Genomic DNA, 16,567 nt, shown 5'->3' on the forward strand with positions numbered 1-16,567 from the left:
AGGCTAATATGAATATATTATTGATTGGTTCTGGAGGAAGAGAACATGCCATGGCCTTTAAGCTATCACAAAATCCTAAGGTAGAAAAGATATATTGTGCCACAGGAAATGGTGGTACTGCAATGGAAAATAAATGCGAAAACATAAGGGAAAAGACCATAGAAGAGCTATTAAAATTTGCCAAAGAAAATGAAATTTATATTACCATAGTTGGTCCAGAAGAGCTATTAATAAAGGGAATTGTAGATGAGTTTAATAAAGAAGGACTTAAAATATTTGGACCTTCAAAAAAAGCAGCTTGCTTAGAAGGAAGTAAAGATTTTTCAAAAAGATTTATGAAAAAACATGGAATACTTACAGCTGAATATGAAAGTTTTACCCTTGCACCAAAGGCATTAGAGTATTTAAAAGATTGTAGGTATCCTTGCGTTATAAAGGCAGATGGCATGGCAGCTGGTAAAGGTGTAGTTATATGTAATTCTTTTAAAGAGGCAGAAAAAGTAATTTATGATTTTATGATTGATGATATATTTAATGGCTCTGGTAAAAAGGTTGTAATTGAAGAGTTCTTAGAAGGTGTGGAAGCCTCTATACTTTCAATTACCGATGGAGATACATTAATTCCTTTTATATCTGCAAAGGATCATAAACAAATATTTGATAACAACGAAGGTCCTAATACAGGTGGGATGGGTGTTATAGCTCCAAATCCATTTGTTACAAACAATGTTATGAAAGAATTTAATGAAGGTATTTTAAAACCTACACTTAAGGGATTAAAGGAAGAAGGAATAGAATTTAAAGGATTCTTATTTTTTGGATTGATGATTACTAAAAAAGGTGTATATTTATTAGAATACAATGTGAGACTTGGAGATCCAGAATCACAGGCAGTCCTTCCTTTAATGAAGAGTGATTTTTATGATGTTATTTGTAGTGCATACAGTGGCAAACTTAAAAGTTTTGAAATTAAGTGGGAAGATAAAAATAGTTGCGCATTGGTCATTGCATCTTTAGGATATCCAGGTAAATATAATACTGGGTTTAATATAACTTTAGATGAAAATATAGATGGAAATATATTCATATCAGGTGGGAGGTTAGAAGGAAAAGATTTAAAGACTTCAGGCGGAAGGGTTATTTCGTTAGTTACACTTGGAAATGATTTAGAAGATAGTATAAAACGTTGTTATAAGGAAGTAAACAAAATAAATTTTAAAGATATGTATTATAGAAAAGATATAGGATTAATATAAATAATTAATAAAAACCTATAGTATAGACTTTTAGGCCTATATTTATAGGTTTTTTAAATTTAATTTTATAAATTATTATTATAAAATTTCTTTAGTTGCATCTTTGCTTAAAAGATCTCTGATTTGTGTAAGTAAAACCTCTTCAGTTGTTGGAAGTTCTTCTTTGATTTCTTCTTGAACCTCTTCTTTTCGCTTGAATTTATTAACTAATCTAATTACTAAGAAAATAGAAAAAGCTATAATAAGGAAGTCGAAAATATTTTGAATAAATTGACCGTAATTAAGGGTTAGTATTTTCTCGGGATCAGCAGATTGGCGTAAAACAACTTTTAGGTCTGTAAAGTTAACACCACCTATAATAAGTCCTAGTAAAGGCATTATTATATCAGCTACTAATGAATTAACTATTTTACCAAAGGCAGCACCTATAATTACACCGATAGCAAGGTCAGTTACATTGCCTTTCATAGCAAATTCTTTGAACTCTTTTAACATGAAATCACCTCTTATTAAATTTTTGTTAATAGAATTATAACATTTAAACACATTCCTATCAATAATTATTATTTGTAAGTTAAATTAGTACCTTTATAAAAGGTCTTAGATTTAAATAATTATAAAAATTGTAAGCGTGTTAAATTTCGAAGACAAATATCTTCTTGAAAGTTTAGTTAAATAACTATATAATGATAGATGTAAAATTTAATAATAAGATTAGGGTACTTTTAATAAGTTTAATAGGGAAAGTGTAAAACACTACAGCCCCCGCTACTGTATACGAAGACGAATCCAAGCCACTGGCAATGAAGCTGGGAAGGTTGGAAGAGAATGAAACGTAAGTCAGGAGACCTGCCTTAATCTTTAGCTAGTCCTTCGGAGGGAAGGAGGTGGCGTTTGTAATTTATTGATTTTCATATAAAAGTTATAAACTCACAGTTCCTGTGGGTTTTTTTATGTTGATTTTTTTATAAAATTATATATTTTCAAATAGACATTCGGAGATGATTTTAATGATTCAAATGGTAGGCATAAAAAGCTGTTGCCCCATTGAAATAAGGGAAAAGCTTTCTATAATGGTATACAAGGAAAAAGATGCTTTAGAAAATATGATGAAAGTATCAAAAGAGGCTGTAATAATAAACACCTGTAACAGGACAGAAATATATTTAGATTCAAACAATGAAGATGATATTGAAATAGAAAGTATTTTTAATTTATTAGAGTTGGATGAAAAATATATAGAACATGTTTTTAAGATTACTGGATACAATGCTGTTAAGCATTTAATGGAGGTCTGTAGTGGCTTTCATTCTAAAATCCTTGGAGAAGATCAAATATTAGGTCAAGTAAAAAGGTCTTACAGGGTATCTCTAGAATGTAATACTATTAGGAGCTCTCTTCAAAGGTTATTTCAAATGGCTATAGCCTGTGGTAAAAAGTTTAGAAGTGAAGCTAAGTTATATAAAATACCGGTATCATCAGCATCTATAGTAGCAAAAGAAATAATCAAAGAAAATAAAAAGCATATAATGTTAATAGGATTTGGTGAAGTTGGAAAGCGTATTTATAAATACATAAATAACTTTGAGTTTTCTAAGTTATTTATTGTGGTAAGAGAACCAAATAAAATATCCTTAAATGATCCTAGAGTTAAGGTTATATCCTATAGCGAGAAAAATGAATTCATAAAAGATATAGATATAATAGTAAGTTGTACTTCAGCACCTCATATAGTTATATATAAGGATGAAGTTAAAGATAAACCAATTACTATATTTGATTTATCCATACCAAGAGATGTAGATCCAAAAATAGAAGGATTAGATTATATTAAACTTTATAACATTGATGATATAAGTAAAATGGATAAGTCTAATAAGGATAAAAGAAAAATCCAAATGGAAAAGTGCAGATATATAATAGAAGATCACATTAAAGAATTCATGAACTGGGAAAAGTTAAGAGAGTTAGCTCCACTTTTTAAAGAAATATCTAAGTCAAGTAACAATGTATATAAAGAAAGACTTAAAAGCTATAATAGAAAAAAATATACAAAAAATAATGAGGAATTAGTAGAGGTACTACTAAAAAGCACTTCAGAGTATTACGTGCATAGAGCTATGGAAATATTGAAAGAAGAAAAATTAAAGGGAAGTGATAGTCAGTGTCAGGAGATAATAGAAAAGATTTTTCTTCTAAAGAATTAAGTTCTAATTTAATTAACTCAAAAGATGAGTTAAAGTCTTCCCTTGAAACGTTAGATTTTTCTTTTATATCATTAATTTCAAATAAGATCCGTGTACTTATAGTTGGTGGAGGAGAAGCTGGATACATTAAAACTAAATCGTTTATAGCTAAAGGTTGTAATGTATGGGTATTAGCTACAAGTTTTGATGAAAGATTTGATGAATTCCATGGAAATGGCATAAATATTATAAAAGATACATATAAAGAAAGCTATATTTTAGATAAACATTTAATTGTTATAGCTATTGAGGAATGTGATATTACAAAAATAATACAAAAGCAATGTGAAAATTTAAGTAAGCTATATGTTACTTGTCATAATTTTAGAGATGGAAACTTTGTTGTGCCTATGCAACTAAGTTCAAAGGAAGTTACCTTTGCATTGAATGTAAAAAAAGGAAACCCTAGTATATCTAGATACATGGCAGGCTCAATAGTAAAATCTTTAAATGATCTTGATGGGTTTGTAGATTTTGCAAATTATATAAGGGAAATAGTTAAGGGAGAAACCTTTAAAAAAGAAATCTTAAAATTTATTTCAAATGAAGATTTCGAATTTTATTTTGATAAAGGTTATTCAAGGGAAGTATTGGTAATGTTTTATCCTAGGTTAATTAATTTATTAGGAGTGGAATTGATTGAATATGAAAATTGCTACAAGGAAAAGTAACTTAGCTCAAGTTCAAACAGAAATAATAATGGAACTTATTTATAAAAGGTCTAATATAAAAAGCGAAAAATTATTAATAGAAACTAAAGGAGATAAAAACCTTGATGTTAGTTTAGATAAAATAGGTGGTAAGGGTGTATTTGTAAAAGATATAGAAATTGCTTTACTAGAAGGACGGGCAGATGCCGCTGTTCACAGTATGAAAGATGTGCCCTTTGCTTTAGAACCTTGTTTTGAAATAGCTGCAATACCAGAGAGAGAAGACGTAAGGGATGCTTATATATCTTGCAATGGAGAAAGCTTTTTTTCGGGAAATAAGACTTTGAAAATAGGTACTAGCAGCATAAGAAGAGCTGCTCAACTTAGAATATTAAATCCTAATTTAGATATAGTACCAATAAGAGGGAATGTACAGACAAGACTTAAAAAGATGGAAGATGAAAAGTTAGATGGAATAATATTAGCAGCAGCGGGACTTAAAAGATTAGATATGGAAAACATAATAACTGATTATTTCGATCCCTTTGAATTTGTACCAGCTATAGGTCAGGGTGCCTTAGGCATTGAAATTTTAAAGGAATCACAAAGCGCTAATATATTTAGAAATCTTAACTTCGATGATGATAAAATTTGTGTGGATGCTGAAAGAGAATTCATGAAAACTCTTAATGGAAACTGCCATAGTTGTATAGGGGCCTATGCACATCTAGAAGGACAGATAATGTATATTGTAGGACTTTATGATGTAGGGGGAAGGATAGTAAAAAAAGATATTGTAGGAAATAAAGAAGACTATTTAAAACTTGGAAGATACTTAGGAGAAAAAATTATTAAAGCATAGAAAAGAGGGAATATGATGGAATACGGAAAAGTTTTTCTTATTGGAACAGGACCTGGAGACGAAGATTTACTTACTATAAAGGCTGTTAATGCTTTGAAAAGTTGTACGGCAGTATTATATGATAGACTTATTGGAGGTAATATTTTAAAGTATCTAAATGAAGATTGTAAAATATATTATTGTGGAAAAGAGCCTGGAAGCCACTATAAAACCCAAGAAGAAATAAATGAGATGCTTATAAAGCTTTCTAAAAAGGGGCATATTGTAGGTAGGGTTAAAGGTGGAGATCCCTATGTTTTTGGTAGAGGCGGTGAAGAAGCTTTAGCTTTAATAGAAGAAGATATAAGTTTTGAAGTAGTGCCTGGAATAACCTCTGCTATTGCAGTGCCTAGCTATGCTGGTATACCAGTAACTCATAGAGGTATAAGTCAAAGCTTTCATGTATTTACAGCTATGGCTAAAGATAAGTTAAATATAGATTGGAATACAGTGTCTAAGCTTAAAGGAACAATAATATTTTTAATGGGACTTAATAAACTTGAGATAATAATCGAAAACTTACAAAAAGAAGGTATGAATGAAGCTACCCCTTGCGCAGTTATTATGAGAGGTACAACTTCAAAGCAAAGGTCTGTTATAGGTGATTTTAGTAACATTTTAGAAAGAGTAACAGAAGCTAAATTGGTATCACCTTGCATTATAATGGTAGGTTCTGTAGTGGAACTTAGTAGTAAATTGAACTGGAAGGAAAAAAAACCTCTTTTCGGTAAGAATATATGTATTACTAGAACAAAACAGCAGTCTAAGTCTATAGGGGAAAGATTAAAAGCTTTAGGAGCTGATATAACTGAAATAAATTCTATAAAGATCGAAGAAGATATATCCAGGTTAGATAAGTATAAAGAGAAATTATCAGAGTATAACTATGTAGTCTTTACAAGTGTAAATGCAGTAGACTTATTTTTTAGGTATCTAAAGGAAAATGTTATAGATATAAGAAATATAAATGGAAAGTTTGCATGTATAGGTGATGGAACCTATAAGGCTTTACTTGGTAACCACGTTGTAGCTGACATAATAGCTGATCAATTTGTTGCAGAGGATTTAGTTCAAAAGTTATCAAAGGTAATTAAAACAGGAGATAAGGTACTTATACCCTGTTCTTTAAAATCCAGGGGTTATATTACAGATAGTCTAAAAGAGCTTGGAGCAAATGTAGATAGAGTAAATATATATGATGCAACACTTGGAGATAATAAAAACATAAATTCCTTTGAAGATGTAGATACAGTTATTTTTACAAGTCCTTCTACTTTTAATAATATGGTAACTTTAGTTGGGCTTCATGACATAAGTAAAAAACACATAGTAGCTATTGGTCCTATTACAGAAAAGTCAATATTAGATAAGGGATTAAAATGTGTAAGCTGTGATGAATACTCTGAAGATGGAATAATAAATAAGCTTTTAGAGTTATATAGTAATAAATAGTAGAATGGAGATTTTTAAATGATTAAAAGAAATAGAAGACTAAGAGAAAGAAAAGAAATAAGAGATTTAGTAAGAGAGACTACATTATCTGTTAAAGATTTAATTTTTCCTGTATTTGTAGTAGAGGGAGAAAATATAAAAGAGGAAATAACTTCTATTCCAGGTACCTATCATTACTCAATTGATAAATTAGAAGAGCTATTAGAAGAGATAAAAGAATCATCTATAAGAGGCATTATACTTTTTGGGCTTCCAGATCACAAAGACAGTTGTGGTTCTTCTGCTTATGATGATAATGGAATAGTTCAAAGAGCTATTAGAAAAGTTAAAGAGCTTAATAAAGATTTATGGGTTATAGCAGATGTATGCATGTGTCAGTATACAGACCATGGTCATTGTGGAATTATAGAAGGAACTAAAATAGTAAATGATAAGTCAGTAGAAATTATAGCGAAAATTTCTTTGTCCTATGCTAGAGCTGGGGCTGATATGATTGCACCTTCTGATATGATGGATGGAAGAGTTCGTGCTATAAGAGAAACTTTAGATAAAGAAGATTATACTTTCGTATCTATAATGAGTTATAGTGCTAAATACTCATCAGCTTTTTATGGCCCTTTTAGAGAAGCTGCTAACTCTGCTCCACAATTTGGAGATAGAAAGTCATATCAAATGGATCCCGGAAATGTAAAGGAAGCTATGCGAGAAATTGAAGGAGATATTGAAGAGGGTGCGGATATAATAATGGTTAAGCCTGCCCTATCATACTTAGATGTTATAAGACTTGCAAAGGATAGATTTGATTACCCTATAGCAGCTTACTCCGTAAGTGGTGAATATGCCCTTATAAAGGCAGCAGCTGAAAAGGGTCTAGTAAATGAAAAGGCAATTGCTTTAGAAATGTTATTATCTATAAAAAGAGCTGGAGCAGATATGATAATAACATATTATGCACTTGAAGCGGCTAAATGGATAAAGGAGGATTTTTAAATTGAATAAAAACGAAGAGATTTTTGAGGAATCTAAAATATATATGCCAGGAGGAGTTAATAGTCCTGTTAGAGCATTTAAAGATTTAGATATAACACCACCTGTAATAAAAAAAGGTAGTGGCACTTATGTATATGATGAAGAAGGAAAAGAATATCTAGATTTTGTAGGGGCGTGGGGACCTATGATACTAGGTCACTGTGATGAAGATGTAGTAAAGGCTATACAGGATACTGTAAAGGATGCTATAGCTTTTGGTGCACCTACAAACCTTGAATTAAAACTAGCAAAACATATGTGTACAACTTTGGATAATCTAGAGATGGTAAGAATGGTCAATTCCGGTACAGAAGCTACTATGAGTGCTATAAAACTTGCTAGGGGATATACAGGTAGAGATAAAATAATTAAATTCGCAGGATGTTATCATGGACATTTTGATGGATTCTTAGTAAGTGCAGGTTCTGGAGTTATGACAGAAGGTATACCCGGATCACTTGGGGTACCACAAGATAGTATAAAAAACACTCTTATTGCAAATTACAACGATATAGAAAGTATAAAGTCCATATTTAATGCCTGTGGCACAGATATAGCTGCAGTTATAATTGAACCTGTAGCTGGTAATATGGGAGTAATACCTGCAAAGAAAGAATTCTTAAAAGAACTTAGCAGCATATGTAAAGAAAATGGAACTCTTTTGGTTTTTGATGAAGTCATGAGTGGGTTTAGAGTAGCTTACAGGGGAGCTCAAAGCCTTTATGGAGTAAAGCCAGACTTAACTACTTTCGCTAAGATAATGGGTGGTGGATTACCCTCAGGTGCTTATGGTGGAAGAGCTGATATTATGGAAAAGCTATCTCCTTTAGGTGCCGTATATCAAGCTGGAACTATGTCTGGAAATCCTTTAGTTATGGCAGCAGGATATACTACCTTAACTAAATTATATAATAATCCAGAGTATTATTCTAAAATGGAAGAGTTAGGAGCCTTATTAGAAAAGGGTGTAAAACAAGTAGCTAAAGAGAAAAATATAAATGTAGTAATAAATAGATGTGGCGCTATGTCTACTATATTTTTTAGCGATTTAGATAAGATAGAAAATTATGATGATGCAAAGCTAAGTAATACTAAATTATATGCTTCATATTTTAAGCATATGCTTACAAAGGGTATTAACTTACCACCTTCACAATTTGAAGCGTTATTCTTAAATGTAAAGATGGAAGAATGTCACATAGAAAAGTTTTTAGATGCTTTAAGAAGTTGGGATTCTAGCTGTAAATAATATATTATAAAGGTTTACAGATGAAAAATAAATAATAAATTTTAGAGGTGAAATTATGAAAAAGGCAATCCTTTTAGTATCATTTGGAACAACTTATTATGATACTAGAAAAGTTACTATAGATGCTATAGAGGAAAAGGTAAAGAGAGCTTATAAAGATTACGAAGTTAGGATAGCTTTTACAGCTCATATTATAATAAATATTTTAAAGAAAAGAGACGGCATAATAGAGCTTACACCAGAGGAAGCCTTAGAAAAGTTATATAAAGATGGTTATGAAGATATAATAGTTCAGTCACTTCATATAATACCAGGTGCTGAATTTGATTATATAAAAGATGTGGTAGATCAGTATACTGTTAAAAAATATTTCAACAGTATTAAGGTAGGAAGACCTATGCTTTATTTTAAAGGTCATGAAGAAGAGATACCAGATGATTATAGTATTTTAATAGAAGCTATAGATAAACTTTTAAATTCTTATGACAACTTAGTTCTTATGGGGCATGGCACAAGTCATTACTCTAATGCAGCATATACTTGTTTTCAACAAGTCTTAAAAGATAAAGGATATAACAAAGTTATAGTAGCTAATGTAGAAGGATATCCTACGTTAGAAGATGTTATCCCAAAATTAAAGGCTAAAAACATGAACAAATTAACTTTAGCACCCTTGATGGTTGTAGCAGGTGATCATGCAAAGAACGATATGGCAAGTGATGAAGATGATTCATGGAAAAGCATCTTAGAGGCAGAAGGATTTGAAGTGAATATACATATGCATGGACTAGGTGAAATATCTGAGTTTCAAGATGTTTATGTAGATCACATAAAAGATGCTATAGATAAAAGATATGATAATTTAGGTAAAACTTCAAAAGGAAAAAATTTGTTTGGGTAGGAGAAGATAATATGTCAAAAATTATGGTTCAAGGTACTGCATCCTCAGTAGGGAAGAGTATTTTGGTAACAGCTCTTTGTAGAATATTAAAAGAAGATGGATATAAAATTTGTCCTTTTAAATCACAGAATATGTCTTTAAATTCCTATATAACCTTAGATGGAAAGGAAATGGGCCGTGCTCAAGTACTTCAAGCTTATGCTGCAGGACTTGAACCAGAGGCATATATGAATCCTATATTGCTTAAACCTACTACAGATAAAAGGTGCCAGGTTATAGTAAAGGGAAAGGTTTATGGAAATACCTCAGCTATGGAATATCACGAATTAAAGCCTATATTTAAAGATATGCTTAAAGAAGATTTTATGAAACTTGAAAGTGAATATGATGCAATAGTTATGGAAGGGGCTGGAAGCCCTGCTGAAATAAACCTAAGAGATAGAGATATAGTAAACATGGGTATGGCAGAGCTTGTAGATGCACCGGTTATTTTAGTAGGTGATATTGATAAAGGTGGTGTTTTTGCTTCTCTTGCAGGAACTATGATGTTATTAAAAGAAGAAGAAAAGTCTAGGGTTAAAGGCTTTGTTATAAATAAATTTAGAGGCGATGTTGACATATTAAAGCCAGGTATAGATATGATTGAAGATATAATAAAAATACCTTGTCTTGGAGTTGTGCCTCACTTTACCTTAAAACTTGAGGATGAAGATAGCGCCATTACCTTTAATAATAAGTCTACTAAAGATATAGATATAGTGGTAATAAAACTTCCTCATATATCTAATTTCACCGACTTTGATGCATTTAGCTGTGAAGAGGACGTATCCATAAGATTTGTAGGAGATAAGAAGGATTTTGGGAGTCCAGACCTTGTTATAATACCAGGGAGCAAAAATACTATAGAGGACTTACTCTTTTTAAGGAATACAGGGCTTGAAGATGTAATAAAAGATTATAGTAATGACAATATGACAATAGGCATATGTGGTGGTTATCAAATGCTTGGAAACACTATAAAAGATCCTTATTGTATAGAAACTGATGAAAAAGAAGTTAAAGCTTTAGAGCTTTTAGATATAGAAACTATATTTGAAAAAGAAAAAACTATGACTAGGGTAGAAGGATCTTTGATTAATACCTCTAAAAGTAAAAACAATATATATGGCTATGAAATACATCTTGGGAAAACTATAAAATCTCCACAAATCAAACCTATAATAAAGATAAATAAAGTTAATGATAAAGAAGAGGTAGGGTATGATGGAGGAGTTAACTTAAAAGGGAATATAATGGGTACTTATATCCATGGTATATTTGATGCTCCAACCTTTAGACAACATATATTAAACCCTATAAGGAAAAAGAAATTATTACAAGAAAAAGAATCTCCAAGCTATGAAAGCCTTCGTGAAAAAGAATTAGATAAGTTGGCTAAAATAGTAAGAGAAAGTTTAGATATGAATAAGATATATAAAATAATAAATCTTAAATAGCGGAGGTAAAAAGTTGATTTTAATAGATTTAGCTTTGGCTATAATAATAGATTGGATAATAGGTGACCCATATTCATTTCCTCATCCAACCGTATATATGGGGAAGGTTATAAAGTTTTTAGAAAACAAAGGAAGAAAAACAATTAAGAACGAAAAGAAATTAAAAGGTTATGGATTGTTTATAGTAATTGTATTATGTCTTTTAAGCTTTGGAATTCCATATATTATTTTAAGAGCAATAAGTCATTATAAGATAATCTATCATATAATTAATATATTTTTCCTTTGGACAACAATAGCCGCTAGGTGCCTTCATAAAGAAGGTAAAAAGATACATGATGATTTAATAAAGGATGATATTGAAACTTCAAGACTTCACCTATCTTATATAGTAGGAAGAAATACAGAAGGTTTAAATGAAAAAGAAATTATAAGAGCAGATATAGAGACAGTAGCAGAAAATACTGCTGATGGAGTGATTGCACCACTGTTTTACGCAGTTCTTGGTGGAGCTCCTTTAGCTATGTTATATAAGGCTATAAATACAATGGATTCTATGCTCGGGTATATGGATGATAGATATAGATATATAGGGTACTTTCCAGCAAAGATTGATGATGCATTTAACTATATACCTGCAAGAATTACAGGAGTGCTAATGTGTCTTGTATCGCCATTAGTTAAGGGAAATATTAAACATTCATTTAAAATAATGATAAGAGATAGAAAAAATCATAAGAGTCCTAATTGTGCTTATCCTGAAGGTGCTGTGGCTGGAGCATTAAATATTAAATTAGGTGGCGCTAACAATTATTTTGGTAAGATTGTAGAAAAGCCTACTATTGGAGATGCGAAAATAGAACTTGAATCAGTACATATAATAGATACTATTAAAATTATGTATTTTAGTGAAGTGATTTTTTATCTTTTTTATTTAATAATTTGTGGCTCCTACATTAAGTTTAATTTTTAATTTTAATTAATGTACTATAGTTATAATTATAAAATATTAAGGGGATATACTATTAAGTTAAAAAAGATGTATTAAGAACTCATTAGTTTTTTAAGTAGTAGGAGTGGATAAATTTGAAAATAGATGAACCTGTAGCAAAGCACGGTGGAGATATATATACAGAAGGCTTATTTAAAAATAGAAATCTTTTAGATTTTAGTTCTAATGTAAATCCTTTAGGGGTTCCGGAGTCTTTTATAAAAAACATGGGTAAGGCTATAAACGCAATTGAAAGATATCCGGATATACATTATAGGGAATCAAAAAAGGCCATAAAAGAATATCTAAAAGGTTTAGTAGAAGAGGAAGAAATAATACTTGGTAATGGAGCAGCAGAAATAATCCAGCTAACCATTAGTAATTTTAATAAAATTCTAATAGTAGTACCTTCTTTTATAGAGTATGAAGAATGTGCAGAAAAGTCTTCTTCTAAAATAGGATATTCTTATTTAGATAGTAATATGGAGTTAGATTATAAAGATATTAAAAGTAATGTATTAAATTATGATGCTTTAATACTTGGAAATCCTAATAATCCTAATGGAGGGCTAATAGATAAAAGAAGCTTTTATGAAATATTGGATATCTGTGAGGAAAACTCTATAACAGTTATTGTTGATGAGGCGTTTATTGAATTTGCAGGGGACCAATCCTTAAGTCTTGTAGAAGATGTTAAAAGTTATAACTGTCTATTTATAATAAGAGCTTTAACTAAGTTTTTTGCACTACCTGGCTTAAGAGTAGGATATGGAGTAAGTAAGAATAAAAAATTAATAGACACCTTAAAAAACAAGCAAATTCCCTGGAATATAAATTGTTTTGGAGAACTGGCTATTTTAGAAGTATTAAAAGATGAAGATTATATTAAAGATAGCTTAAATTGGATAGAGTCTTCTAGAGAAATACTTGTAAGATCACTAAAGGATATAGAGTTCATAGAGGTTATTTATAAATCTTCAGGAAATTTTTTATTGTGTAGATTAAAGGGTATAACAGGAAAAAGGCTTTACGAATACTGTTTAAAAAAAGATATACTAATAAGAGTTTGTGATAATTACAAGGGTCTTGACGAATATAATGTAAGATTTGCAGTAAAGGATAGTTATAAAAATTCTATTTTAGTAAAAGAGTTAAAGGCCATAGAAAAAGAGCTAAAAGTTATAGAAAAAGAGGTGTAAGAATATGAAAAGTATAATATTCTCATCTAATAAAAGTGGTGGAGGTAAGACTACAGTAACCTTAGGTATAATCAATAGTCTTATAAGAAAAGGATACAAGGTTCAGCCATATAAGGTGGGACCAGACTATATAGATACAGCCTTTCATAGTTATATAACTGGAAATAAATCTAGAAATCTAGATTTGTTTTTAACAGGAGAGGACGCAGTAAAACAAATATATGATGAAAATTCCAAAGAAAAAGATTTAGGCATAATAGAAGGAGTTATGGGGCTATATGATGGTAAAGGAATAGATAATATATATTCTACAGCTCATGTAGCAAAAACCTTAAATTTACCTGTGGTTCTTATAATATCTTCTAGTGGGCAAAGTCTTACTCTTTGTGCAGAAATAAATGGTATAAAGAACTTTGATGATGTAAATATAGCAGGCATAATACTTAATAATATAACCGAAAGTTATTATCAAATATTAAAGCTTGCCATAGAAAAGCATTGTGATTTAAAAGTATTTGGATATATACCAAAGGATGAAAATATTAACCTTGACAGTAGACACTTAGGACTTGTTCAAAGCAGCGAAATACATGATCTTAAGGAAAAGGTAGATTATATAAGCGATCTTGCTTATAAGCATATAGATATGGAATCTTTACTAGAAAGTTTTAAGGAAGTAACCTTAAGCTACGAACCAATAAGAGATATAAAATATAGTAATATTAATGTATCTATAGCTAGAGATAAGGCATTTTCTTTTTATTATGAAGAAAACATTGAAATATTAAAAAAGGCTTCAAATGTTAAGTTTTTTAGTCCTCTTAATGATGAGTGTATACCAAAGGATACGGACCTTTTATATATAGGTGGTGGATATCCAGAAATATTTAAAGAAGAATTAAGTAAAAATGAGTCTATGAGGATTAGTATAAATAAAGCACTAAAATCCGGAACATTTTGTTATGCTGAATGTGGAGGTCTTATGTATCTTTGTGATTCTATAGAAGGCAGTGACATGGTTGGTTTCTTTAAGGGCGATGCAGTTATGAACAAAAGACTTCAAAATTTTGGGTATGCTACCCTTAAAGTTACTGAAGGTAATGAATTATTACCAAAAGGATTTACAATGAATTGTCACGAGTTTCATAAGTCTTCTGTAAACTTAGAGGAAGAAAAGATTTATGAATTAAAAAAGATTCTTTACAATGGTAATACAAGGGTATGGAATTGTGGTTATTATAAAAATAATACATTAGGATCTTATGCTCACTTACACTTTTATAACAATATAGATTTTATAGACAATTTATTAAAAAGGGTAAAGACTAAGAAAAATATATAATAAAAATTATTAAAAATTTAATATAGTAAAGGTAGACTTTTAAACAATGGTTACTAAAAATATGGAGGAAGTGATTAAATGGATTATATAAAGGTACCAATGGATATAGAAAAAAAGAGTTTTGAGATAATAGGCAGTGAAATGGGAGAAAGTAGTTTTTCAAAGGAAGAACTATTAATAGTAAAAAGAGTTATACATACTACAGCAGATTTCGAATATAAGGATTTAATATATATAAGAGAAGGTTGTATAGAGAAGGCAAAAGAATTATTTAAAAAGGGCATAACAATATATACTGACACTAATATGGCCTTATCTGGAATTAATAAAAAGGCTTTAGAACAATTAGGGTGTAAGGTAATATGCTATGTAAATAAAGAAGAAACCTTTAAGTTAGCTAAGGAAAAAGGAATAACAAGATCTATGGCTGCAGTAGAAACAGCTTTAGATGAGGGAGTAGAGTTCTTTGTTTTTGGAAATGCACCTACAGCCTTATTTAAACTAAAGGAACTTACAGAAAATGGAATCGGAAAAGCTGCATTTATTATAGGAGCACCTGTAGGATTTGTAGGGGCTAGTGAATCAAAGGAAGAAATAGAAAAAATGGATCTACCTATGATAACTATAAGAGGTAGGAAAGGTGGAAGCGGTGTGGCTGCATCCATAGTAAATGCACTCTTATATATGATAACGGAAAGATAATGTTATCTTATCTAATATAGAAGTGGTACAAAATGAGACATTTAAAGAGGTGAAAATATTGCTCGACCTATATGTTAATTTTAATGGAAAGAGTCTAAGGTGTGGATATACAACAGGTTCCTGTGCTGCAGCTGCAGCTAAGGCTGCAACTGTGATGTTATTTAACAATAAAGACAATATTTCTATTATAAATATTGATACACCAAGATCTATGAAGCTTAATATACCAATTGAAAAGTTTAATAGAGGAGAAAATTATGTAGAGTGTTGTGTTCTAAAGGATGGTGGAGATGATCCAGATGCCACAAATGGAATGGAAATTTGGGCTAGGGCTACTTTAAAAGACAGTGGTTACATTTTAAAGGCTGGAAAAGGTGTCGGTGTAGTTACGGAAATAGGTCTACCTATAGAAAAAGGTGGCTTTGCTATAAATCCAATACCAAGAACTATGATAGAAAAAGAAGTTAAAGCTGTACTTCCGAAAGGTTCTGGTGTTGAGATAACTATATTTGTGCCAAAGGGAGAAGAAATAGCACAAAGAACATTTAATCCAAGGCTTGGAATAGTAGGTGGTATATCTATATTAGGTACCACGGGTATAGTAACACCTATGTCAGAGGATGCTATAAAAGAATCTATAAAGATTGAGCTAGAACAAAAAATTAAAAAGGGAAGCAAAGTTTTGGTTTTAGTTTTTGGTAACATAGGGGAAGAAGAAGCACTAAGTGAAGGATATTCCCTGGAAGATATAGTTATAATATCAAATTATATAGGTTTTGCCTTAGACATATGCATGGAACATTCTGTGAAAAACGTATTAATAGTAGGACATATAGGGAAACTTTCTAAGATATCCGCTGGATGTTTTCAAACTCACAGCAGGGTTTGTGATGTAAGGCTTGAGGTTTTAGCTCTAGAACTTGCATTAATTGGAGCAAATAAAGATTTAGTAAATCTTATATATTCTCAAAAGACCACAGATGGTGCTATTAAGTTAATTCCAGATGAATATAATGAAGTTTATTATAACATAGGTAAAAAGATTAAAAATAGAGTAGAAACTTATTGTTATAAAACATTAAAGGCAGAAGTTATAATGTTTTGTGACACAAAAAACAGAAAAGTATTGTGTGAAATCCATGATTAGTGAGGT

15 protein-coding genes and 1 riboswitch are annotated in these 16,567 nt (G+C 30.5%); of the genes, 14 read left to right on the forward strand and 1 reads right to left on the reverse strand.

Annotated elements, in window-relative coordinates; genetic code table 11:
- The first annotated feature begins 8 nt into the window (after positions 1-8).
- Complete coding sequence (purD, locus tag BV55_RS0111475; RefSeq protein ID WP_029452957.1) at positions 9-1,256, forward strand: phosphoribosylamine--glycine ligase; 1,248 nt, start codon at positions 9-11, stop codon at positions 1,254-1,256.
- Between the two features lie 78 nt (positions 1,257-1,334).
- Here purD and mscL read toward each other — a convergent pair whose 3' ends face one another.
- The gene (gene mscL, locus BV55_RS0111480) at positions 1,335-1,751 is read right to left on the reverse strand and encodes a large-conductance mechanosensitive channel protein MscL (RefSeq protein WP_029452958.1); all 417 of its coding nucleotides are present in this window, start codon (positions 1,749-1,751) and stop codon (positions 1,335-1,337) included.
- 205 nt (positions 1,752-1,956) lie between these two features.
- A riboswitch (cobalamin riboswitch) is annotated at positions 1,957-2,127 on the forward strand.
- 139 nt (positions 2,128-2,266) lie between these two features.
- Here mscL and hemA point away from each other — a divergent pair.
- The 13 genes from hemA to cbiD all read left to right on the forward strand — a co-directional run bounded on the left by hemA (position 2,267) and on the right by cbiD (position 16,561).
- The gene (gene hemA / locus BV55_RS0111485) at positions 2,267-3,463 is read left to right on the forward strand and encodes a glutamyl-tRNA reductase (RefSeq protein WP_029452959.1); all 1,197 of its coding nucleotides are present in this window, start codon (positions 2,267-2,269) and stop codon (positions 3,461-3,463) included.
- Positions 3,421-4,173, forward strand: a complete 753-nt coding sequence (locus BV55_RS0111490; RefSeq protein WP_084170558.1) for an NAD(P)-dependent oxidoreductase — start codon at positions 3,421-3,423, stop codon at positions 4,171-4,173. Before hemA ends, BV55_RS0111490 begins: the two co-directional genes overlap by 43 nt.
- Positions 4,142-5,014, forward strand: coding sequence for a hydroxymethylbilane synthase (gene hemC, locus BV55_RS0111495; protein WP_029452961.1), 873 nt, complete (start codon positions 4,142-4,144; stop codon positions 5,012-5,014). Before BV55_RS0111490 ends, hemC begins: the two co-directional genes overlap by 32 nt.
- 15 nt (positions 5,015-5,029) lie before the next feature.
- Complete coding sequence (cobA, locus tag BV55_RS0111500; RefSeq protein WP_029452962.1) at positions 5,030-6,505, forward strand: uroporphyrinogen-III C-methyltransferase; 1,476 nt, start codon at positions 5,030-5,032, stop codon at positions 6,503-6,505.
- An 18-nt stretch (positions 6,506-6,523) separates the two neighbouring features.
- Positions 6,524-7,495 (forward strand): porphobilinogen synthase, encoded by a 972-nt coding sequence (hemB, locus tag BV55_RS0111505; RefSeq protein WP_029452963.1) that lies wholly within the window; start codon positions 6,524-6,526, stop codon positions 7,493-7,495.
- Between the two features lies 1 nt (position 7,496).
- Positions 7,497-8,783 (forward strand): glutamate-1-semialdehyde 2,1-aminomutase, encoded by a 1,287-nt coding sequence (gene hemL / locus BV55_RS0111510; RefSeq protein ID WP_029452964.1) that lies wholly within the window; start codon positions 7,497-7,499, stop codon positions 8,781-8,783.
- A 55-nt stretch (positions 8,784-8,838) separates the two neighbouring features.
- Positions 8,839-9,684 carry a sirohydrochlorin cobaltochelatase gene (locus BV55_RS0111515; RefSeq protein ID WP_029452965.1) on the forward strand — a complete coding sequence of 282 codons (846 nt, stop codon included), beginning with the start codon at positions 8,839-8,841 and terminating at the stop codon, positions 9,682-9,684.
- An 11-nt stretch (positions 9,685-9,695) separates the two neighbouring features.
- Positions 9,696-11,180 (forward strand): cobyric acid synthase, encoded by a 1,485-nt coding sequence (locus tag BV55_RS0111520; protein WP_029452966.1) that lies wholly within the window; start codon positions 9,696-9,698, stop codon positions 11,178-11,180.
- A 13-nt stretch (positions 11,181-11,193) separates the two neighbouring features.
- Positions 11,194-12,153, forward strand: coding sequence for an adenosylcobinamide-phosphate synthase CbiB (cbiB, locus tag BV55_RS0111525; protein WP_029452967.1), 960 nt, complete (start codon positions 11,194-11,196; stop codon positions 12,151-12,153).
- A 113-nt stretch (positions 12,154-12,266) separates the two neighbouring features.
- Positions 12,267-13,370 carry a pyridoxal phosphate-dependent aminotransferase gene (locus BV55_RS0111530; RefSeq protein ID WP_242850877.1) on the forward strand — a complete coding sequence of 368 codons (1,104 nt, stop codon included), beginning with the start codon at positions 12,267-12,269 and terminating at the stop codon, positions 13,368-13,370.
- Positions 13,371-13,374: 4 nt separating this feature from the next.
- On the forward strand, positions 13,375-14,712 hold the full coding sequence (locus tag BV55_RS0111535) for a cobyrinic acid a,c-diamide synthase CobB (protein ID WP_029452969.1): 1,338 nt from the start codon (positions 13,375-13,377) through the stop codon (positions 14,710-14,712).
- A gap of 78 nt (positions 14,713-14,790) precedes the next feature.
- The gene (locus BV55_RS0111540; RefSeq protein ID WP_029452970.1) at positions 14,791-15,414 is read left to right on the forward strand and encodes a precorrin-8X methylmutase; all 624 of its coding nucleotides are present in this window, start codon (positions 14,791-14,793) and stop codon (positions 15,412-15,414) included.
- A gap of 58 nt (positions 15,415-15,472) precedes the next feature.
- Positions 15,473-16,561: a cobalt-precorrin-5B (C(1))-methyltransferase CbiD gene (gene cbiD / locus BV55_RS0111545; protein ID WP_029452971.1), complete on the forward strand. Its 1,089-nt coding sequence runs from the start codon at positions 15,473-15,475 to the stop codon at positions 16,559-16,561.
- The last annotated feature ends 6 nt before the right edge of the window (positions 16,562-16,567 follow it).

It is taken from the genome of Clostridium algidicarnis, from assembly GCF_000703125.1.
Taxonomy (GTDB): domain Bacteria; phylum Bacillota; class Clostridia; order Clostridiales; family Clostridiaceae; genus Clostridium_L; species Clostridium_L algidicarnis.